We start from the raw sequence: 21,827 nt of genomic DNA on the forward strand, positions 1-21,827 counted from the left end.
CGGGTCTGGCGGCGTTTACTGGAAAACTCACTGTCGGCAAAAGTCAGTTGCTGGCTCATCCGGTTACTCATTCTGGGTTCAGGTTACAACACGATGATCTCACATCTCGGACTTATTCGCACCTTCCCTAAGTATTAGCTTGAAATTTTGGCGGAAGATCACAGGAGTCGAACCTGCCCGGGAACGCTGGCGTCCCCAACTGGATTTGAAGTCCAGCCACCTCACCGGAGATGACGATCTTCCGCGCCTGCATTGCTACATGGAGGCGGGGCGCATTATAGCTACTTTCAGGCATTTACCACATACCCCACACCACTTTTTTCACCTCTCTTTTGACCTGCACCCCCCTGTTTCAGTTAATTCTTAAGAAAATCCTCAGGTTAGCCTTTCGTGCTCTCCAGTATTTACCGCGATCACAAAAAACAAGAAACGTAATCTGCTAACCAGAAAACGCAATACCCGCCGTTGAAACAATGGTTTAAAACCAATGCAACCGGTCTCAGCGCCCCCTACAGCGTGAAGGATAAAAAAAGATGAGCGAAGTACTGTCAGTAAAAGAGAAGATTGGCTACGGCATGGGAGACGCCGCCAGCCACATCATTTTTGATAACGTCATGTTGTACATGATGTTTTTCTATACCGATATTTTCGGCATTCCCGCCGGATTTGTCGGCACCATGTTCCTGCTGGCCCGCGCGCTGGATGCGATCTCCGACCCGTGCATGGGGCTGATTGCCGATCGCACCCGCAGCCGCTGGGGCAAGTTCCGCCCGTGGATTTTGTTCGGCGCGATCCCGTTCGGCATCGTCTGCGTGCTGGCCTACACCACGCCGGACCTCAGCCTTAACGGCAAAATGGTTTACGCCGCCGTTACCTACACCCTGCTGACCCTGCTCTATACCGTGGTCAACATTCCTTACTGCGCGCTGGGCGGCGTGATCACCAGTGACCCGACGCAGCGTATCTCCCTTCAGTCCTGGCGCTTCGTGCTGGCGACGGCGGGCGGCATGCTCTCTACGGTGCTGATGATGCCGCTGGTGAAGCTGATTGGCGGCGACGATAAGGCGCTCGGCTTCCAGGGCGGGATTGCCGTGCTGTCGGTGGTCGCATTCCTGATGCTGGCGTTCTGCTTCTTCACCACCAAAGAGCGCATCCAGGTGCCGCCGAGCACCACCTCCATGCGGGAAGACCTGCGCGACATCTGGCACAACGACCAGTGGCGCATCGTCGGCGTGCTGACCATCCTCAACATCCTCGCCGTCTGCGTGCGCGGCGGCGCGATGATGTACTACTGCACCTGGATCATGGGCTCGCCGGAAGTGTTCGTCGCGTTCCTGACCACCTACTGCGTCGGCAACCTGATTGGCTCCGTGCTGGCGAAACCGCTCACCGACTGGAAGTGCAAGGTCAGCATCTTCTGGTGGACCAACGCCGCGCTGGCGGTGGTCAGCGTGGCGATGTTCTTCGTGCCGATGCACGCCACGGTGCTGATGTTCGCCTTTATCTTCGTCATCGGCGTGCTGCACCAGCTGGTGACGCCGATCCAGTGGGTCATGATGTCCGATACCGTCGACTACGGCGAATGGACTAACGGCAAGCGCCTGACCGGCATCAGCTTTGCGGGCACGCTGTTCGTGCTGAAGCTCGGTCTGGCGCTGGGCGGGGCGATGATCGGCTGGATGCTGGCTGGCGGCGGCTACGACGCGGCGGCCAAAACTCAGAACAGCGCGACCATTAGCATCATTATCGGCCTGTTTACCCTGGCCCCGGCGGTCTGCTACGTGCTGAGCGCCATCATCGCCAAACGCTACTACACGCTGAAAACCCCCTTCCTGACCAAAATCCTGGGCGAGCTGGCACAGGGCGCGCGCCGCAATCAGCAGGAATTTGAAACCCTGCCGGTCAGCAAAGAATTGCAGAACTAAGAGGACGAAAGCATGAAAATCAGTGATGGAAACTGGCTTATTCAACCGGGCCTGAACGTGGCCTGTCCGGTTCAGGTGTTCGACGTGGAGCAGCAGGGCAATGACCTGGTGGTGTATGTTGCGCCGCGCGACGTGCGCGAACGCACCTGGCAGCTCGACACGTTGATGTTCACGGTGCGCCTGTTTGCCCCGCAGGAAGGGATTGTGGGGGTGCGCATCGAGCACTTCCAGGGCGCGCTGAACAACGGCCCGCACTATCCGCTGAACGTTCTGAAAGACGTGAAGGTCGAGATTGAAAACAACGCCGATTTTGCCGAGCTGAAAAGCGGCAGGGTCAGCGTGCGCGTCACCAAAGGCGAGTTCTGGGCGCTGGATTTCCTGCGCAACGGCCAGCGTATTACCGGCAGCCAGCTGAAAAATAACGGCTACGTGCAGGACAGCAATACCCACCGCAATTACGTGTTCGAACGTCTGGATCTGGGCGTGGGGGAAACGGTCTACGGCCTGGGCGAGCGTTTTACCGCGCTGGTGCGCAACGGCCAGACGGTCGAAACCTGGAACCGCGACGGCGGCACCAGCACCGAGCAGTCCTACAAAAACATCCCGTTCTACCTGACCAACCGCGGCTACGGCGTGCTGGTGAATCACCCGGAAAACGTCTCGTTTGAAGTGGGCTCCGAGAAAGTCTCTAAGGTGCAGTTCAGCGTGGAAGGGGAGTATCTGGAGTACTTCGTGATCGACGGCCCGACGCCGAAAGAAGTGCTGAACCGCTATACCCGCTTCACCGGGCGTCCGGCGCTGCCGCCTGCGTGGTCATTTGGCCTGTGGCTCACCACCTCGTTCACCACCAACTACGACGAAGCGACGGTCAACAGCTTTATCGACGGCATGGCCGAACGGGACCTGCCGCTGCACGTGTTCCACTTTGACTGCTTCTGGATGAAGGCCTTCCAGTGGTGCGACTTCGAGTGGGATCCGGTGACCTTCCCGGACCCTGAAGGGATGATCCGCCGCCTGAAGGAGAAAGGGCTGAAGGTCTGCGTGTGGATTAACCCATACATCGGCCAGAAATCCCCGATCTTCCGGGAGCTGAGAGAGAGGGGCTATTTGCTCAAGCGTCCGGACGGCTCCCTGTGGCAGTGGGACAAATGGCAGCCGGGGCTGGCGATTTACGACTTCACCAACCCGGATGCGTGCCGGTGGTATGCCGACAAGCTGAAAGGCCTGGTGGATATCGGCGTCGACTGCTTCAAGACCGACTTTGGCGAGCGTATTCCGACGGACGTGCAGTGGTTCGACGGGTCCGATCCACAGAAGATGCACAACCATTACGCCTACATCTACAACGAGCTGGTGTGGAACGTGCTGAAAGAGACGGTGGGAGAAGAAGAGGCGGTGCTGTTTGCCCGCTCCGCGTCCGTGGGTGCGCAACAGTTCCCGGTTCACTGGGGCGGCGACTGCTACGCCAACTATGAGTCGATGGCCGAAAGCCTGCGCGGTGGGCTGTCGATTGGCCTGTCCGGCTTCGGGTTCTGGAGCCACGATATCGGCGGGTTCGAAAACACCGCCCCGGCGCACGTCTACAAGCGCTGGTGCGCGTTCGGGCTGTTCTCCAGCCACAGCCGCCTGCACGGCAGCAAATCCTACCGCGTGCCGTGGGCGTACGATGACGAGTCTTGCGACGTGGTGCGCCACTTCACCCAGCTGAAGTGTCAGCTGATGCCGTACCTGTACCGTCAGGCGGCGCTGGCGCGCGAGTTCGGCACGCCGATGCTGCGCGCGATGATGCTGGAGTTCCCGGACGATCCGGCGTGCGATTACCTTGACCGTCAATACATGCTGGGGGATGCCCTGATGGTCGCTCCGGTGTTCTCCGAGGCGGGGGACGTGCAGTTCTACCTGCCGGAAGGGCGCTGGACGCACCTGTGGCACAACGACGAAATTCAGGGCAGCCGCTGGCATAAGCAGCAGCACGATTTCATGAGCCTGCCGGTCTACGTGCGCGACAACACGCTGCTGGCGCTGGGTAACAATAACCAGAAGCCAGACTACGCGTGGCACGAGGGGACGGCCTTCCAGCTGTTTAACCTGGACGATGGCGCAACGGCGGTAAGCGAAGTGCCTGCGGCGAACGGCGCGGTGGCGTTTACGCTGAAGGCGTCACGTCGGGGCGACATCGTGACCTTTACCGGCGCGGGAGACGCGCAAAACTGGTCGGTGTGTTTGCGCAACGTGCAGAAAGTGCACGGCGTGAAGGGCGGCTCGCACGCGGGCAGCGAGTGGGGCGTGGTGGTGAAAGCCGAGGGGGATGAGGTGGCGGTTCAGCTCTGAGGTGGAAAATGCCCGGTGGCGCTGCGCTTACCGGGCCTACGGTAATTATGCGGTCTGATGCCCTCACCCACAGGGAGAGGGAACCAAAACCTCGTAGGCCGGGTAAGGCGAAGCCGCCACCCGGCTTTTTACTGTGCCGGTGCCATCGCCGACACCACGCCGCCCGTCATCGTCTGCTCTACCTGCTGCTTATCCATATTCACCGCGCTCAGCTTCCCATTCACCGTTGGCTTCAGCGGCGCACTGGCTTGCACGCTGCCGCTGGCGGTGAGCTGAATATTGCCGTCACCTGCAATCGGCAGCGCAGGCCAGCCCCACTGCTGCAGCACGCTGAGCGGAACGCCGCGCCCGTTGAGGCTCACCGTGGTCTGCCGCTGCGGCAGCTGGGAAACGGTCGCCGTGGCTTCCAGAATACCTTTCTCGGTAAATGCGCTCAGGTCGGTAATATTCACCGTGGCGGCGTTGGCATTCAGCGCCAGCGACGGACGGCGCACGTCCACGCGGTTAAAAGTCGCCGCCGCGCCGTTCAGGGTTGCGCTGCCGCCCCAGACGCCCCACTGGCGATCTTTCACCAGCTGCAGGTTTGCGCCATAGCCGTCCAGCGAGGTGATCTGCCACGGGAAGGCGGGATCGATGTCGATCACCAGGTTGCGGCTCAGGCCAAATTTTTGCAGCGTGACGCTGTTCAGCCATTCCGGCAGAGGCGCCATCCACAGCGCTTTCCAGTTTTGCGGCAGGGTATACTCCAGCCCGGCAATGGCGACATCGTCCAGCACCAGCGCTTTACCGTCGCGCAGCCAGTTACCGGACGTGCGCACCATGCCGCCTTCCCAGCGGGAGGTGAACTGGCGCAGCGCCATGCCCTGCGGGGAAAACTCCGCATTCAGGATCGGGTCAAACAGATGCAGCGAGCCGTAGATAAACTCGCTGGCGTTCATCGACAGGCGGCCTTCCTGGCTCTGCCAGTCACCTTTGCTCAGCGTCAGGTTGCGCAGGCTTAAATCGAGGTCGGTCACCGCCCAGTCCGGGCCCTGAAGCCGGGCGTCGGTCACGTCCAGACGACCAATCTGCAGAGAGGGGATAGTGGCCAGCGGTGCGAAGAACGCCGTCAGCGTTTTATCGCTCTGCAGGCGGATCTCGTTCAGGCGCATCGTGTCGATAATCCAGCTCCCGTCGGCGTTGCGCAGGGCCGAGCCGGTGAGCGAGCCCCGGGCCATATCGGCGCCAATCGTATTCAGCACCACTTCCTTGCCGTTAAGCTGGCCCTCGATCAGCACGTTGGTGGCCGGTACGCCGTTGAGGGTCAGCGAGCCTGCGCTCATCTGGATCTGCGCGTGATTACCCAGCACGTTGCCCGCTTCCGGCTGCCACGGGCTGACGCCGCCCGTCACCTTCTGCGCGCTCAGATCCCATTCGGTATTCGGGCTGTTAAAGGCCATATTGTTCAGCTGCAGGCGATCCGCCTGGAAGGGCAGCGGCGCGGTCTGCGGGGAGAGATTCAGCGTGCCGTCGAACAGGGTGATGGTGTCCATGTGCAGCGGATCGGTTATCTGGCGGCTGCTGAGGCCGATATCCACTTTTTTGGCCACCAGCGTGGCAGGTTTACCGTCCCGGCCGAAGGTGACGTTTTCCAGAATGATGTGGGATGGTGACGAAAAGCGGTGATTCATCTTGTCGAAACTGAGCTCGTAGTCGGTATTCACCGTTACCCAGCTGCTGACCTGAGTCGCGCCCCAGCGGGTCTGGAGCAGAATATAGAGCGCCAGTATCACAATGAGCAGGGCTACCAGAAGATAGACGAGTAGCTTTCCAATAAATTTCATGGTCTTCCATCCCGCAAAACGCACATAAGGGAGTTATGCACGATTTATGCGCAATCCTCAAGGCGGGAATGGTGTAAATAGATGTCACGGCAGACATTGACTGCCTGCCGTGAAGGGGATCAGTTCTTTTCAGGCGGGAAAACGAGGTTCAGCACGATAGCGGTGATACCGCCCGCGGCAATGCCGGAAGAGAGCAGGTTTTTCACCCAGTCCGGGGCAAACTGCAGGATCAGCGGCTGCTGAGAAACGCCCAGACCGACGGCCAGCGACAGCGCAATAATCATGATTGCGCGGCGGTTCAGCGGCTCGCGGGAGACGATACGCACGCCGGAGGCCGCGATCGTCCCGAACATCACCAGCGTTGCGCCGCCCAGCACCGGCTCAGGGATGTGCTGCACAAAGCCGCTCACCGCCGGGAACAGGCCGAGGACGATCAGCATCAGCGCCACCACGAAGCCGACATAGCGGCTGGCCACGCCGGTCAGCTGGATCACGCCGTTGTTCTGACCGAAGCAGGAGTTCGGGAAGGTATTGAAGACCGCAGAGACAAACGAATTCAGACCGTTCGCCAGCACGCCGCCTTTCAGGCGCTTCATGTACAGCGGGCCGGAAACGGGCTGCTCGGAGACGTCGGAGGTGGCGGTGATGTCGCCGATGGTCTCCAGAGAGGTGATCATAAAGACCAGCATCAGCGGCAGGAGCAGACCCCAGTCAATGCCCAGACCGTAATACAGCGGCGTAGGGACAGTGATCAGCGCGCTGTTGGCTGGCGCGGCGTTCTCCGGCAGCATGCCCAGCGCCCACGCCAGCAGGTAGCCTGCCGCCATGGCGATCACCAGCGAGGCGACGCGCAGGTAAGGGTTACGCTGACGGTTAAGCAGAATAATGATGGCCAGCACGACGCCCGCCAGCAGCAGGTTTTTCGGCGCGCCGAAGGTGTGGTCGCTCATCGCGGCATAACCGCCGCCGATGGAGGTGAGGCCCACCTGAATCAGCGACAGGCCGATAATCATCACGACGACGCCGGAAACCAGCGGGGTGATGACGCGGCGAGCCAGGTGCAGAACGCGGGAGATCACCATCTCCGTACAGCTGGCCAGCATCAGGGTGCCGAACAGCGCCGCCATCATGGTTGGAACATCCGCGCCGCCGGTTTTCAGGGCCGTACCGCCCATGATCAGCGGCGCCACAAAGTTAAAGCTGGTGCCCTGAATAGACAGTAAACCCGACCCCACCGGACCCCACGCTTTAATCTGGATAATCGAGGCCACGCCGGAGGCGAAGAGAGACATGCTGATAATGTGCTGCGTGTCCTGCGCCGGTAAACCGAGTGCCTGACAGATCAGCAGCGCCGGGGTGATCACCGCAACAAACATCGCCAGAAGATGCTGGCAGGCGGCGAAAAGCGTCTGCGGCAGCGGCGGGCGGTCTTCAAGGCGGTAAATCAGTTCGCTATTTTGCTTCTGCGCAATCGGTTGCGCATCAGGCGACTCTATGGTGTTAACGGACATCGGCGGCAATCCCACGGTGGAAAAGCGGGCATTTTATCTGACCACCTGGTAAAAGCAAACGATTGCCAGCAAAAAAAGACAAGAAAATCTGCCGCTGTGAGCAGGTTTTCTACATCCGATGAGGAAAAAAAATTACACTTTTTGCGCCGGAAGCTCATGAAGAGCGCAAACCGGCCCAGGATAACGCCGCGTGTGTATGGAACACGCGCAAAAAAGGAGCCTTCTATGATTCATCTCGATACGTTGTCGACCCTTGTTGCCGCAACGCTGGTGTTACTGCTTGGCCGTAAGCTGGTACATAGCGTTTCCCTTCTGAAAAAATACACCATTCCTGAACCTGTCGCTGGCGGCCTGCTGGTGGCGCTGGCCCTGCTGGTGCTCAAAAAAAGCATGGGCTGGGAAATCGATTTTGACATGTCCCTGAAAGACCCGCTGATGCTGGCCTTCTTTGCCACCATCGGCCTGAACGCCAACCTGGCAAGCCTGCGGGCGGGCGGTAAGGTGCTCGGCGTATTTTTGATTGTGGTGGTGGGGCTGCTGCTGATGCAAAACGCGATTGGCATCGGCATGGCAACCTTGCTGGGGCTGGACCCGCTGATGGGGCTGCTGGCGGGGTCGATTACGCTGTCAGGCGGTCACGGTACCGGGGCGGCGTGGAGTAAATTGTTCGTCGAGCGCTACGGTTTTGAAAATGCAACGGAAGTGGCGATGGCCTGTGCCACCTTTGGCCTGGTGCTGGGTGGCCTGATTGGCGGCCCGGTGGCGCGTTATCTGGTGAAGCATTCCACCACGCCGGACGGCAGGCCGGACGACGAGCTGGTACCGACCGCCTTTGAAAAGCCTGACGTTGGGCGCAGTATTACCTCGCTGGTGCTGATTGAAACCATCGCGATGATCGCCATCTGCCTCACCGTGGGCAAAGTGGTTGCGCAATGGCTGGCGGGCTCCGCGTTTGAGCTGCCGACGTTTGTCTGCGTGCTGTTTATCGGGGTGATTCTGAGCAACGGCCTGGCGCTGATGGGCTTCTACCGCGTGTTTGAACGGGCGGTGTCGGTGCTCGGCAACGTCTGCCTGTCGCTGTTCCTGGCGATGGCGCTGATGAGCCTCAAGCTGTGGGAGCTGGCCTCGCTGGCGCTGCCGATGGTGGCGATTCTGGCGGTGCAGGCCCTGTTTATGGCGCTGTACGCCATGTTTGTCACCTGGCGCATAATGGGCAAAAATTACGATGCGGCGGTGCTGGCGGCGGGTCACTGCGGGTTTGGTCTGGGGGCAACCCCAACGGCTATCGCCAACATGCAGGCGATCACCGAACGCTTTGGGCCATCGCACATGGCGTTTCTGGTGGTTCCGATGGTCGGGGCGTTCTTTATTGATATCGTCAACGCGCTGGTGATTAAGCTGTACCTGATGCTGCCGATGTTCGCCTGAAATCAGGCGTTGGAATAGCGTTCGGTTTCCGGCATCCAGCGCTCAATTAACGCTGCCGCCTGCTCGGGGTAGCGTTCATGAATGTGGCGGGCGAGGCGCTGAACCTCGGGGATCATGGCCTGATCGCGCAGTAAATCCGCGACTTTGAATTCCGCATTCCCCGTCTGACGCGTGCCCAGCAGTTCACCGGGTCCGCGGATCTCCAGGTCTTTTTGCGCAATCACAAAACCGTCGTTGCTGTCGCGCAGCACCTGCAACCGCATCTGGGCGGTTTTCGAGAGCGGCGCTTTGTAGAGCAGGACGCAGTGGGACGCTACCGCGCCACGGCCGACGCGCCCGCGAAGCTGGTGGAGCTGGGCAAGGCCAAGGCGCTCCGGGTTTTCGATAATCATCAGGCTGGAGTTCGGCACATCCACGCCCACTTCGATGACCGTGGTCGCGACCAGCAAATGCAGCTCGCCCTGTTTGAACGACTGCATCACCGCCTGCTTTTCAGCGGGCTTCATGCGTCCGTGAACCAGACCCACGTTTAGCTCCGGCAGGGCGAGCTTTAACTCTTCCCACGTGGCTTCGGCAGCCTGCGCTTCCAGCAGTTCCGACTCTTCAATCAGGGTACAAACCCAGTAGGCCTGACGCCCTTCGTGGGTGCAGGCGTTGCGCACGCGGTCGATGATATCGCTGCGACGCGTGTCAGGAATGGCAACCGTCGTGACCGGCGTACGGCCCGGGGGGAGTTCGTCGATGGTGGAGGTATCCAGATCGGCGTAAGCCGTCATCGCGAGCGTGCGCGGGATCGGCGTGGCGGTCATGATCAGCTGATGCGGGTGGAAGCCCTGCTGCAGTCCCTTTTCCCACAGCGCCAGACGCTGATGCACGCCGAAGCGGTGCTGTTCATCGATAATCACCAGCGCAAGGCCGTTGAACTGCACCTGCTCCTGGAAGATAGCGTGCGTGCCGACAATCATCTGCACCTGCCCGCTGGCGATGGCTTCCTGCTGCGCAAGCCGCGCTTTGCCCTTTTGTTTTCCTGCCAGCCAGCCTACTTCAATCCCCAGGGGCGCGAACCAGGCGCGGAAATTGTTGGCGTGTTGTTCCGCCAGCAGCTCGGTCGGCGCCATTAACGCGACCTGTTTACCGTGGGCAATGGCGCGCAGGGCTGCAAGGGCGGCAACCAGCGTTTTACCGGAGCCTACATCGCCCTGTACCAGGCGCATCATCGGCACGTCGAGCGCCATATCGCGTTCAATCTCGGCGGTGACGCGCGCCTGCGCACCGGTGGGTTTAAACGGCAGAGAGGCCAGCAGCTTATCTTTGAGCGCATCATTCTGGCTTAACGGCTGAGCGTGGAAACGCTGCGCGCCAGCGCGAAGCGCCAGCATGCTCAGGTTATGGGCCAGCAATTCCTCAAGGATAAGACGCCGTTGGGCGGGGTGTTTGCCGCTTTCTAAGTCGCTAAGCTGCAGCGTGGGCGGCGGACGGTGCAGGGTTCGCAGCGCTTCGGGCAGGCTCATCATGCCCTGCGCCAGCTCGGGTGGCAGCAGCTCGGTAATGGCGCAGGTGTCCAGCAGCTCCAGCGCCTGATCGGTAAGCTTACGCAGCGTCGCCTGCTTGATACCTTCGGTCGTCGGGTAAACCGGGGTAAGTGTCTCCTGCAGTTCCGGCGTGCTGAGATCGCCCTGCACGCGGTACTCGGGGTGGATCATCTCTGCGCCGTACTTCCCGCGTTTGGCTTCGCCATAGGCCAGCACCCTGCGGCCTGTCGCCAGGCTGTTTTTCATCGCCGCGCTGAAGTTGAAGAAACGCATGGTGAGAATGCCGGTGCCGTCGCTGATCTGGCAGGTCATCATCCGGCGTCCGCCGAAGGTGATGTTGCAGTTCAGGACTTCGCCTTCAACGGTGGCGTAAATGGCGGGAAGGAGATCGCCAATCTTATAAAGCTGGGTGCGGTCTTCATAACGCAGGGGGAGGTGAAGCAGGAGATCCTGCACGGTGTGCAGGCCAATTTTGGCCAACTTACTGCTTTGCGCCGCGCCCACGCCCGTCAGGCTGTTGAGCGGGATAGCATCCAGCAGGCGGCCTTTCATCGCTTACCCGGCGTACTGCATGGTGGCCCACCACTCGGCATCGGCTTCAATTTCGCCCTGCGCGTTGACGTGGGGGTAAGGCAATTTTTTCTGCTTCGCAACGCGAGCCAGCACCGGATAACCGCCTTCAAACAGCAGGCGCTGCTGTTCATTTTCCGGCAGCATGCTGTTGCTGCGCTCGTACATGCCGGCGTTCTGACGCTGGCGCTGCGCTTCATACAGAATGAGCGCGGATGCCACGGAGACATTGAGAGACTGGACCATACCGATCATTGGAATGATGATGTCCCGATCCGCCAGATCCAGCGCTTCCTGTGAGATCCCGGTTTTCTCCTGACCCATCAAAATGCAGGTCGGGCGAGTGTAGTCGATCTCGCGAAAATCCACGGCTTTAGCGGACAGGTTAGTGGCAAGGATTTGCATCCCGCGCCCTTTCAGGTGCGAAACGGCATCGCCAATTGTCTGGTGAGATTTGACGGAAACCCAGCTGTTACTGCCTGCCGCCGCCGAGACCATGGTACGCATCCGGTGACCCGGCCAGACGGCGTGCACTTCATGCACACCGACGGCATCGGCGGTACGGACGATAGCAGAGACGTTATGCGGCTTATGGACCTGCTCCATGCAGACCGTCAGGTCAGGCTGACGCCTGGCGAGCATTTCGCATATCCGCGCGTAACGTTGTGAATTCATACCACTAGTTTCGGTTACGGGTGACTTTAATCACGTCCGGCATGACGCGGATCTTGCGCATGATATTCGCCAGATGCACGCGGTCGCGGGCGGTCAGACGAATAAAGGCGCTGTACACGCGGCCATCTTTTTCTTCCGTATTCAGGCTTTGAATATTGGAAGAGGCCGTGTTGATCGCTGCCGTCAGGTTCGCCAGGGCACCCTGGTGGTTGAACATGTCCACCTTAATCTCGGTGATAAATTCCTGCGCCGTCTCTTTATCCCACTCGACCGCCATAAACTTCTCGGCTTCTTTCTGGTAGCCGCGAATGTTACGACAGGATTCGTGGTGGATAACCAGCCCTTTACCTGGGCTGACGTGCGCAATAATCGGGTCGCCTGGAATTGGACGGCAACATTTTGCGAAGGTGATCAGCACCCCGTCCGCGCCTTTGATTGGCAGATGAGCATGGCCGGATGCGCCTGGCGCAGAAGGTATTGCTTCGCCCTGCTGCAGGTTTTTCGCCACCACGACGCTCATGGCGTTGCCCAGACCAATTTCCGCCAGCAGATCGTCAAGAGACGTGAGCTTCATACGGTCGAGCTCGCGCTGGATATGCTCCGGTGGGATCTCAGCCAGCTTGCGGCTGCCGCCCAACGCGTGGTTGAGCAGACGACGCCCCAGGCTGACGGAATCATCACGCTTGAGATTTTTCAGCAGCTGACGGATTTTAGCGCGCGCTTTGGAGCTCACGACAAAGTTCAGCCAGGCCGCGTTCGGACGTGCGCCCGGCGCGGTAATAATTTCCACCGTCTGGCCGCTGGCGAGCGGCTGAGACAGCGGGTAAGGTTGTCTGTCGACGCGCGCGCCCACGCAGGCATGGCCGATATCGGTATGCACGGCGTAAGCGAAGTCGACCGGCGTTGCACCCGCAGGGAGTTCGACAATGCGACCTTCGGGGGTGAAAACGTAAATCTCATCCGGGAAGAGATCGGATTTCACGCTCTCGATAAATTCAAACGAGCTGCCCGCACTCTGCTGAAGTTCCAGCAGGCTCTGCATCCAGCGCTGGGCGCGGATTTGTGCGGTCGTGCTGCTTTCGCCACCGTGCTCTTTATAGGCCCAGTGCGCGGCAACACCCATCTCTGCCATCTGGTCCATGTCTTCGGTGCGAATTTGCACCTCAACAGGCACGCCGTGCGGCCCGATCATCGAGGTGTGCAAAGATTGATAGCCGTTCGCTTTTGGAATGGCGATGTAATCTTTCATCCGCCCCGGACGCGGTTTGTAGAGGCTGTGCATCTGCCCCAGCACGCGATAGCAGGTGTCCGAGTCATGGACAATGACGCGGAAGGCGTAGATATCCATGATCGAGTGAAAACGCTGCTCTTTGAGCACCATTTTGCAGTAGATGGAGTACAGGTGTTTCTCGCGACCGCTGACGCGGCACGGAATTCCCGCTTCCTGCAAGCGCCCTTCGATTTCAGAGAGGATTTTTTGAATCATCTCCTTACGGTTGCCGCGTGCGGCTTTCACAACCTCTTTAATCACGCGATAGCGGTTCGGGTACAACGCTTCAAAACCCAGCTCTTCCAGCTCGGTTTTAATGTGGTGAATACCTAAACGGTGCGCCAGCGGACTGTAGATTTCGAGGGTTTCACGGGCAATGCGGCGACGTTTATCCGGGCGAAGTGAGCCCAGCGTGCGCATGTTGTGGGTGCGGTCAGCGAGTTTGATGAGAATGACGCGGATATCCTGCACCATCGCCATAATCATCTTGCGGAAGTTTTCGGCTTGCGCCTCTTTCTTGTCGCGGAAATTCAGCTTATCAAGCTTAGAGACCCCTTCCACCAGTTCGGCAACGCTTTTGCCAAACAGCTGTTCCATGTCCTGGTAAGTGGCAGGGGTATCTTCAATCACGTCGTGCAGCAGCGCGGCCATCAGCGTTTCGTAGTCGAGTTTCATCTCGGCCAGAATACAGGCCACCGCTACCGGGTGCGTGATGTAGGGTTCACCGCTTGAACGTGTCTGGCCCTCGTGAGCGTCACGTGCAACGAGATACGCCTGCTGAAGACGCTTAATCTGGTCTTCAGGCAGGTAGATTTGAATCAGTTGATTCAGGCTTTCAAACAGATACAAGGGCGACCCGCAGGTTTAATTAACGACGACCTTCAGCAATAGCGGTTACGGCCTGCAGTTCTGCGGCTTCCTGCTCTTGCTGCTCCTGGCGCTCACGCACGTCGAGGATCTGGTTGTTGATCAGACCTTCTTCGATTTCGCGAAGTGCAATAACGGTGGTTTTATCGTTTTCTTCCGGTACCAGCGGATCTTTACCGCCTACCTGCATCTGACGAGCGCGACGCGCGGCGACCAGCACCAGGTCAAAACGGTTACCAATTTTCTCTACAGCGTCCTGAACAGTTACGCGTGCCATACTTAAAATGCTCCACAGGTGAAGAAATGACTGGGCATGATACTGAAAGTGGGTTCAGTCTGCCAACAGTTTGGTGATTAATGCGTCATGTCGCTGCTTCTGGCGGCTCATACGCAGACGTTCTGCACGAAGAATGGTTTTGAGATCGCTCAGTGCGGCATCAAAATCATCATTCACAATAAGGTAATCATATTCCGCGTAATGGCTCATTTCTGCAACAGCCTGTTCCATACGCTTTGCGATGACTTCTTCGCTGTCCTGACCGCGCCCACGCAGGCGGCGATCCAGCTCATCTTTCGATGGCGGTAAAATAAAGATACTGCGCGAGTCAGGCATTTTCTTGCGAATTTGCTGTGCACCCTGCCAGTCGATATCCAGGAACACATTCACGCCCGTGGCCAGAACCTGCTCAATGGTTTCACGCGAGGTACCGTAGTAATTACCGAATACTTCCGCGTGTTCAAGAAACGCGTCTCTGCCGATCATCGCTCTGAACTCGTCGTGATCCACAAAGAAATAGTGTTCACCGTGCACTTCACCCGGACGCGGCGCTCGCGTGGTGTGAGAAACAGAAACCTGTGTGTCGTACAACGGTTGGGTTTTTAACAGTGCCTGAATAAGGCTGGATTTACCCGCGCCACTAGGGGCAGAAACAATATACAGCGTGCCTTGAGCCATGAGAGTCTTTTGTATGTGTTAACGAAGAAGTCCTACATACGGGCTTATTATACACGTCACTGCCGTGTGACGTAGCCTTTGTCACACTTTTTCCCCTGGATTATTGAATTTTGCGTGCCGTTTTCAGGTTTTATCTGTGGTTTTCAGCAACCCAAAGAAATACCGGATAGCGTCTCGCATTGTGAATCGTTGCCGTTAGCGTTGTTTCAGGCATCGGGATATACCTCCAGCAACACAAAGGAGGAGTAGCAATGTGGCGATGGATAAGCGGGTTAATGCTCTTGTGGAGTGGCTATGGCGCGGCGGTGTGCCCGGTGTGGTCGCAGGCAAAAGCTGAGAAAGAGATGGCGTCGTTAAGCGCGCAAATCAAACGCTGGGATGACGCTTACTGGAAGCAGGGCGTGAGCGAGGTCAACGACGAAGTTTACGACCAGCTTAACGGGCGCTTAATGCAGTGGCAGCACTGTTTTGGCAGTGAGCCTTCAGAGGAGAAACTCCCTGCGCTGGTGGGAAGCGTAAAACATCCTGTTGCCCATACGGGCGTACATAAAGTGGCCAGCAAAGAGGAGTTGAGACAGTGGATACGTGCGCGGCAGCATCTGTGGATGCAGCCCAAAGTTGACGGTGTGGCGGTAACGCTGGTCTATCGTGACGGAACATTAACCCAGGCCATCAGTCGTGGTGATGGCCTGAAAGGGGAAGACTGGACCGGGAAGGTGCGTTTGATCCCGACTATTCCGCAAAAGCTCACCGGCAAGCTGGCGAACAGCGTCTTACAGGGTGAGCTTTTCTGGCTAAGCGACAATCACATTCAGCGGCAGATGGGCGGGATGAACGCTCGCGCAAAGGTGGCGGGGGCGATGATGCGGCAAAAGGATAACTCAGTTTTGAGCAAGATCGGCGTGTTCATCTGGGCCTGGCCGGATGGGCCGAAAGATATGCAGACATCTTTAGCTGAGCTGTCTCAGGCCGGTTTTACGCTGTCGGCACGGTATACGCTACCCGCCGAATCTGTTGATGCCGTCGAGAAACAGCGCGCCGCCTGGCACGTAACCGGATTACCCTTTGCCACGGATGGCATTGTGGTGCGTTCGGAGGATGCGCCCGCAGGGGAAGGCTGGTTACCGGGCGAAGGCAACTGGCTGGTTGCGTGGAAATATGCGCCTGCAGCCCAGGTGGCCGAGGTGAGTGATATTCATTTTTCCGTGGGGCGAACGGGCAAAATGTCCGTTGTAGCCGCACTGGAACCTGTGCAACTGGACGATAAACAGGTACGGCGGGTGAGTCTGGGCTCGGTGGAGCGCTGGCAGAGGCTGGATATTGCCTCAGGGGATCAGATACAGGTCAGCCTGGCCGGGCAGGGTATTCCCCGGTTTGATAAGGTGGTCTGGCGCGGGACGGACAGACATAAACCCGAGCCTCCAGCCTCGCGTTATCATGCGCTGAGCTGTTTCTATGCTTCTCCGGAATGTATGGAACAGTTCTTTGCCCGACTGACCTGGCTCAGCTCAAAGCAGGTGCTTGATATTGAAGGATTAGGCGAGTCAGGCTGGCGCACCCTCTGGCAGGCACATCATTTTGAACACCTCTTTTCGTGGCTGTTATTAACGCAGGCGCAAATGCAGGCTACGCCTGGCTTTTCCTCCGCGCGCGGACTGGCGCTCTGGCATCGATTTAATCTGGTGCGCGAGAAGCCATTTATCCGCTGGCTCATGGCATTGGGTGTTCCGCTGACACAGGCTTCGCTGAAGGCGATGGGGAACGTAACGTGGCAGACGCTGAGCGAACGTAACGTAAAGAACTGGCAAAGCCTGCCGGGAACGGGAGAGAGGAAGGCGCGACAAATTGTTGCCTTCATCCACGACCCTGGCGTTGCCGGGCTGGCATCCTGGTTAGGCAAGCAGGGTCTGCCTGGATTTTAGAGCGAGCTTGCTTTAGCTTTGCGCCAGGGGGTATGTCTGTCTGGCGAACTGAAGGTTTCGCGGAGCTGATCGTAGTCATAGATGTGGCGGCCGCCATCAATTACCGGGATAAGTGTGGGAGCCTGATAGCACGCCGCAAGCACCGAGCTGCATTGATCAACACCCGTTGTGATTCCAAGCCACGTCAACATCAACTCATAATTGCTTGCTGTGGGCCACGCTTCATGCACCCACCCCACCGATCTTTTTTGAGCATTCAGGGCTTGCTGGCTATACCAGATAAACTGGGGGACCTGGTAAGCCTCTTTGCTTGGGTTGCGTGAGCCATGCATATAGATGGAGTTCAGCTGCGGGTTTTTTTCCAGCCCATGGTCTGAAAAATAGAGCAGAGAGGATGCGCTGCCCTGCAGACGTTTAGCTACTTCGCCAATGAAGTAGTCGGTAAACAGAATCGCATTATTGTAGCAATCTTCATACTTGTTGCCGGTATGCAGAATATTTGCGGATGGCGGATACCGATCGCAGGCCATCTCATGACTGCCGTTGATATGCAGGAAAATTAACTTCCTGCCGGGGGCTTTAAGCGCCTCATCCAGGGCAGGTAAAAGCTCGGTGTCATAACGGGTTTCAATCCACTGGGCTTTATGGCTAATAGAAGCAATCGCCACAATATAGTTATTGCTCTTGCCTGTATTACCCTGGGCGCTAATCCATTCGGTGTGATAGCCCGTTTTTTTAGCGACGCTAACGATATTGTCAGCAAGCTTATCGGTGGTGAAGTGGTCTGGATCAGCTTTACTTAATATCATCGGCACGGAAAGCACGGTGGCTGACGCAGGGGCAATAGCATTGCTAAAAATGAGGGAGTCCTTCGCCAGCAAGGATTCCACTGGCGTGGTATCCTGGTGAAAACCGTAGAGCTTCATATTGCTGCGACGTGCGGATTCACCCACGATAACAACATAGTTTTCGATGCCCGTTTCATGATACTGCAACGCAGGATAATTGACGCTGTGCTGGCTAATTTTCTCCGCCAGCGCGTTATCGCGATGGGCAATAATGAACTCTGCGCCGGTGTAAAATGGCGTATTGGTTAAAATCCGGGAGCTTAGCGGATAATAAACTTCAAGGTCGTGGCGTTTTTTTAGCCAATTTGCCGTCGAATACCAGCCAAAATAAACGGCAAGAAGAACGAAGCCGATAGTTTTGACGCGGGAAGAAACATGCTCGCTAGCTGCTTTGATTGCGAACCAGGTGACAATAAAGTAAGCAAACGCGGCTGGTAAACAGTGCAGGTATAAACCTGACATGCTTTTCGCTTCGGCAACGTGAGTGCCGAGAATACTCATCGCGAATACCGTGTTAAATTCGCTCTGGTAGACGCTCCAGGTACTGTAAGCAATCGCAAAATTTAACGTGAGCAGGGCGGTTAAAAAAAATGCGAGGATCTTGCCGGGAAGCGAGCGAAAGATCGCTGCGGCGCAGACCAGTAAGAGCGCATTACAAATCGCAATGCGCACTGCGAATCGCGCAGGTTGTGTTAAAAATACTGGCCATAACTGAATCAGCACGGAAACGAGCAGCAAAATTAAAAAATGGCTGCTGAGTTTTTTATTAATAATCAGTGCTGACGTTTTGGCAAAGGACATTGTTTTAACGCAAGTTTATGGGGACAAAGATGCGACAGTTTATCGCGTTTGGCCCGGTTATATGAGATAACAAAAAGTGCTTTTTACTACTTTGTTGTGGTTTTGTTGAGAATTCAATGTGTGTCCTGCGTGTAATGAAAAACAGGCAATCCCAGTTTTAAGCGCAGTGCCAGCAAGCGAGCCGTAAAGCCAAATAATAACGTGGCAATGACCACAACATCATGGCTCGAAACATAATGTTGTAAAGCAATATACAGAACGGCAGACGCAAAGGATATTCCGGCGTAAAGCTCTTTCTGGAAAACCAGTGGAATGCGCTTGCAGAACATATCGCGCAGCACACCGCCGAATACGCCCGTGACCACGGCGGCAATGTTAGCGATAACAGGTCCTTCCCCCATATCGAGCGCGATTTGTGCTCCGATAATCGAGAAAACCACCAGACCTAAAGCGTCAAGGACTAAAAACAGGCGGCGAAGATGGGGCATGACGGGCGCCACTATGGTGGTTAACACGGCAGCTGTCGCCACGATAATGACGTACTCGGGGTGTTTGACCCAGCCAAGCGGATAATGTCCCAGCAGAATATCGCGTACCGAGCCGCCGCCCAGCGCGGTCGCTGTAGCAATAATGATCACGCCGAAGGTGTCCATACGGCGACGTCCGGCAGCAAGTGCGCCGGTCATGGCTTCTGCGGTGATGCCAATGAGATAAAGGATGTGAAGCAGCATATTTCCTCCGGTGTGAACGCGGGGGAGGTTAGCGATTTGTGCGCAAGATCACGATTGAGTTTTTCTAAGGCGACTGCGTTTGCCCTATAAATTTTTATCAATTTATGTTGAATAAGCTTGATGAAAGGCGGTGACGCGCAAAATCAGGTGCCGGAATGGATTAGAAATAATAATGGGTGGTGCCGTCGACACCACCCGATAAGGCATTACTCAATATTCTGGATCTGCTCGCGCATTTGCTCAATCAGCACTTTCAACTCAATCGCTGAATTCGTCACTTCCGCATTGATCGACTTAGACGCAAGAGTGTTCGACTCGCGGTTGAACTCCTGCATCATAAAGTCCAGACGGCGGCCTACCGCTTCTTTTTTCTTAAGAATGTTGTAGGTCTCTTTAACGTGCGCTTCCAGACGGTCCAGCTCTTCAGCGACATCAATACGTTGCGCCATCAGCACCAGCTCTTGTTCCAGACGGGTGTTTTCCAGCTGAACTTCTGCCTCTTCCAGTTTGGCGACCAGGCGCTCGCGCTGCCACTGCAGCACTTCCGGCATATGGGTGCGAACCTTAGCCACTTCTGCACTCACGCCTTCAAGGCGCTGCTCAATCATCGCTTTCAGCGCCTGACCTTCGGTTTCGCGGGCAACGATAAAGTCATCCAGCGTGCCGTCGAGGGCGGCCAGAATTTCAGCGGCAATCGCGTCCAGATCCTGCTCGCCGGCGGCCATGACGCCAGGCCAGCGCAGAATATCAACCGGATTGATTTCGCCTTCATCGCTCTGCATTTTGACCCAGTTCGCCGCATTCACGAGCTGTTTCGCCAGTTTTTCGTTGAGGATCAGCTCGCCCTGTGCGCTGGCATCAGGCTCAAAGCGCAGGTTACATTCCACTTTACCGCGAGTCAGGCGCGTACGGATACGCTCGCGAACAACAGGCTCAAGGCTGCGGAACTGCTCCGGCATACGGAAATACGTTTCCAGGTAACGCTGGTTTACCGAGCGCATTTCCCATGTAGCGCTACCCCAGCTACCCTTGATTTCACGCCGGGCGTAGGCGGTCATACTGCGGATCATAGACATTCCCGTTTTTAAAGGAGAGATGGGGGGATTATAGCTTTCGGGGGCTTCTCAGGATAGGAATAAGCGTCCTTTATCCGTATAATGCGCAGCCACATTCGTTTCAAGCCGGAGAATCCATCATGCGTCCATCAGGTCGTAGCGCCAATCAGGTGCGTCCCGTCACCCTGACCCGTAACTATACAAAACACGCTGAAGGCTCCGTGCTGGTTGAGTTTGGTGACACCAAAGTGCTGTGTACCGCATCCATCGAAGAAGGCGTTCCGCGCTTCCTGAAAGGTCAGGGCCAGGGCTGGATCACCGCCGAGTACGGCATGCTGCCGCGCGCGACCCATACCCGTAACGCCCGTGAAGCGGCAAAGGGTAAGCAGGGCGGTCGTACCATGGAAATTCAGCGTCTGATCGCGCGTGCGCTGCGCGCCGCCGTTGATCTGAAAACCCTCGGCGAATTCACGATTACCCTGGACTGCGACGTGATTCAGGCCGATGGTGGCACGCGTACGGCCTCTATTACCGGCGCCTGTGTAGCGCTGGCCGATGCTCTGAACAAGCTGGTTGCTGCCGGTAAGCTGAAAACCAATCCAATGAAAGGCATGGTTGCGGCGGTCTCCGTAGGCATCGTTAACGGTGAAGCGCTTTGCGATCTGGAATACGTTGAAGATTCCGCTGCAGAGACAGACATGAACGTGGTGATGACCGAAGACGGTCGCATCATTGAGGTGCAGGGCACGGCAGAAGGCGAGCCGTTCACCCACGAAGAGCTTCTCTCCCTGCTGGCGTTGGCCCGAGGGGGAATCGAATCCATTGTCACGACGCAGAAAGCGGCGTTAGAAAATTGATTTTAAAGGCGACCAATGAGTCGCCTTTTTTTTGCCTGTAAGACAGAAAAACCAAAGGAGCTAATCCATGAAATCGTATCAGCGCCAGTTTATTGAGTTTGCGCTTAACAAGCAGGTACTTAAGTTTGGCGAATTTACGCTGAAATCCGGGCGTAAAAGTCCTTATTTCTTCAACGCCGGGCTGTTTAATACCGGGCGCGATCTGGCACTGTTAGGCCGTTTCTATGCCGAAGCGCTGGTGGATTCCGGGATTGATTTTGACCTGCTGTTTGGCCCGGCCTATAAAGGCATTCCGATTGCGACCACTACCGCGGTGGCGCTGGCGGAACATCATGATCGCGACGTGCCGTACTGCTTTAACCGCAAAGAAGCCAAAACCCACGGTGAAGGCGGGAATCTGGTCGGCAGCCCGCTGCAGGACCGCGTCATGCTGGTGGACGATGTGATCACCGCGGGCACGGCGATCCGCGAATCAATGGAGATTATCCAGGCCAACGGTGCAACGCTGGCTGGCGTGTTGATTTCGCTGGATCGTCAGGAGCGTGGTCGCGGAGAAATTTCCGCCATTCAGGAAGTGGAGCGGGATTACAACTGCACTGTGACGTCAATAATCACCCTGAAAGATCTGATTGCGTATCTGGAAGAGAAGCCTGAGATGGCGGACCATCTGGCAGCGGTAAAAGCGTATCGCGAAGAATTCGGGGTTTAAGTGCATTGCCCGGTGGC

The 21,827-nt window shown here is 57.1% G+C and carries 16 protein-coding genes and 1 tRNA gene; 6 read left to right on the top strand and 11 right to left on the bottom strand.

The features are described 5' to 3' along the window. Nucleotides 1–148: 148 nt before the first annotated feature. A tRNA-Sec gene (locus ACOTXT_RS13425) sits at nt 149–243 on the bottom strand. Between the two features lie 290 nt (nt 244–533). Between ACOTXT_RS13425 and ACOTXT_RS13430 the strand changes: the two genes are divergently transcribed. Then, nucleotides 534–1,925, top strand: a complete 1,392-nt coding sequence (locus ACOTXT_RS13430; RefSeq protein ID WP_333165784.1) for a glycoside-pentoside-hexuronide family transporter — start codon at nt 534–536, stop codon at nt 1,923–1,925. 12 nt (nt 1,926–1,937) lie between these two features. Beyond that, nucleotides 1,938–4,256 (top strand): alpha-xylosidase, encoded by a 2,319-nt coding sequence (yicI, locus tag ACOTXT_RS13435; protein WP_333165781.1) that lies wholly within the window; start codon nt 1,938–1,940, stop codon nt 4,254–4,256. Nucleotides 4,257–4,384: 128 nt separating this feature from the next. Here the strand turns inward: yicI and ACOTXT_RS13440 are convergent, their stop codons facing one another. Both ACOTXT_RS13440 and xanP read right to left on the bottom strand, forming a co-directional pair. Next, nucleotides 4,385–6,079, bottom strand: coding sequence for an AsmA family protein (locus tag ACOTXT_RS13440; protein ID WP_039267080.1), 1,695 nt, complete (start codon nt 6,077–6,079; stop codon nt 4,385–4,387). Between the two features lie 119 nt (nt 6,080–6,198). Next, nucleotides 6,199–7,590: a xanthine/proton symporter XanP gene (xanP, locus tag ACOTXT_RS13445; RefSeq protein WP_055322287.1), complete on the bottom strand. Its 1,392-nt coding sequence runs from the start codon at nt 7,588–7,590 to the stop codon at nt 6,199–6,201. 225 nt (nt 7,591–7,815) lie between these two features. On the opposite strand from xanP, the gene gltS reads away from it, so the two are divergent. After that, nucleotides 7,816–9,018 carry a sodium/glutamate symporter gene (gene gltS, locus ACOTXT_RS13450; RefSeq protein ID WP_055322288.1) on the top strand — a complete coding sequence of 401 codons (1,203 nt, stop codon included), beginning with the start codon at nt 7,816–7,818 and terminating at the stop codon, nt 9,016–9,018. Between the two features lie 2 nt (nt 9,019–9,020). Here the strand turns inward: gltS and recG are convergent, their stop codons facing one another. The 5 genes from recG to gmk are packed head-to-tail and all read right to left on the bottom strand — an operon-like array spanning nt 9,021 to nt 14,887. After that, the gene (gene recG / locus ACOTXT_RS13455; protein ID WP_021242409.1) at nt 9,021–11,102 is read right to left on the bottom strand and encodes an ATP-dependent DNA helicase RecG; all 2,082 of its coding nucleotides are present in this window, start codon (nt 11,100–11,102) and stop codon (nt 9,021–9,023) included. Between the two features lie 3 nt (nt 11,103–11,105). After that, complete coding sequence (gene trmH, locus ACOTXT_RS13460; RefSeq protein ID WP_032654439.1) at nt 11,106–11,795, bottom strand: tRNA (guanosine(18)-2'-O)-methyltransferase TrmH; 690 nt, start codon at nt 11,793–11,795, stop codon at nt 11,106–11,108. Between the two features lie 4 nt (nt 11,796–11,799). Further along, nucleotides 11,800–13,914: a bifunctional GTP diphosphokinase/guanosine-3',5'-bis pyrophosphate 3'-pyrophosphohydrolase gene (spoT, locus tag ACOTXT_RS13465; protein ID WP_008502673.1), complete on the bottom strand. Its 2,115-nt coding sequence runs from the start codon at nt 13,912–13,914 to the stop codon at nt 11,800–11,802. A gap of 19 nt (nt 13,915–13,933) precedes the next feature. Next, complete coding sequence (rpoZ, locus tag ACOTXT_RS13470) at nt 13,934–14,209, bottom strand: DNA-directed RNA polymerase subunit omega (RefSeq protein WP_000135058.1); 276 nt, start codon at nt 14,207–14,209, stop codon at nt 13,934–13,936. Nucleotides 14,210–14,263: 54 nt separating this feature from the next. Continuing rightward, nucleotides 14,264–14,887: a guanylate kinase gene (gene gmk, locus ACOTXT_RS13475; protein ID WP_010426438.1), complete on the bottom strand. Its 624-nt coding sequence runs from the start codon at nt 14,885–14,887 to the stop codon at nt 14,264–14,266. Nucleotides 14,888–15,138: 251 nt separating this feature from the next. Here gmk and ligB point away from each other — a divergent pair, with 251 nt between their 5' ends. After that, nucleotides 15,139–16,809: an NAD-dependent DNA ligase LigB gene (gene ligB, locus ACOTXT_RS13480; protein WP_055322290.1), complete on the top strand. Its 1,671-nt coding sequence runs from the start codon at nt 15,139–15,141 to the stop codon at nt 16,807–16,809. Here the strand turns inward: ligB and ACOTXT_RS13485 are convergent. From ACOTXT_RS13485 to ACOTXT_RS13495, 3 genes are all read right to left on the bottom strand, one after another. Further along, nucleotides 16,806–18,458: a phosphoethanolamine transferase gene (locus tag ACOTXT_RS13485; RefSeq protein WP_055322291.1), complete on the bottom strand. Its 1,653-nt coding sequence runs from the start codon at nt 18,456–18,458 to the stop codon at nt 16,806–16,808. The two genes, ligB and ACOTXT_RS13485, sit on opposite strands and share 4 nt — an antisense overlap. Before the next feature lie 113 nt (nt 18,459–18,571). Then, nucleotides 18,572–19,189 carry a trimeric intracellular cation channel family protein gene (locus ACOTXT_RS13490; protein ID WP_055322292.1) on the bottom strand — a complete coding sequence of 206 codons (618 nt, stop codon included), beginning with the start codon at nt 19,187–19,189 and terminating at the stop codon, nt 18,572–18,574. A gap of 206 nt (nt 19,190–19,395) precedes the next feature. Continuing rightward, nucleotides 19,396–20,259: a YicC/YloC family endoribonuclease gene (locus ACOTXT_RS13495; RefSeq protein ID WP_008502687.1), complete on the bottom strand. Its 864-nt coding sequence runs from the start codon at nt 20,257–20,259 to the stop codon at nt 19,396–19,398. A 125-nt stretch (nt 20,260–20,384) separates the two neighbouring features. On the opposite strand from ACOTXT_RS13495, the gene rph reads away from it, so the two are divergent. Then, nucleotides 20,385–21,101, top strand: a complete 717-nt coding sequence (rph, locus tag ACOTXT_RS13500) for a ribonuclease PH (RefSeq protein WP_006812424.1) — start codon at nt 20,385–20,387, stop codon at nt 21,099–21,101. A 67-nt stretch (nt 21,102–21,168) separates the two neighbouring features. After that, nucleotides 21,169–21,810: an orotate phosphoribosyltransferase gene (pyrE, locus tag ACOTXT_RS13505; RefSeq protein WP_055322433.1), complete on the top strand. Its 642-nt coding sequence runs from the start codon at nt 21,169–21,171 to the stop codon at nt 21,808–21,810. The last annotated feature ends 17 nt before the right edge of the window (nt 21,811–21,827 follow it).

It is taken from the genome of Enterobacter cloacae complex sp. IR5422 (assembly GCF_049238165.1).
GTDB classification, from domain to species: domain Bacteria; phylum Pseudomonadota; class Gammaproteobacteria; order Enterobacterales; family Enterobacteriaceae; genus Enterobacter; species Enterobacter roggenkampii.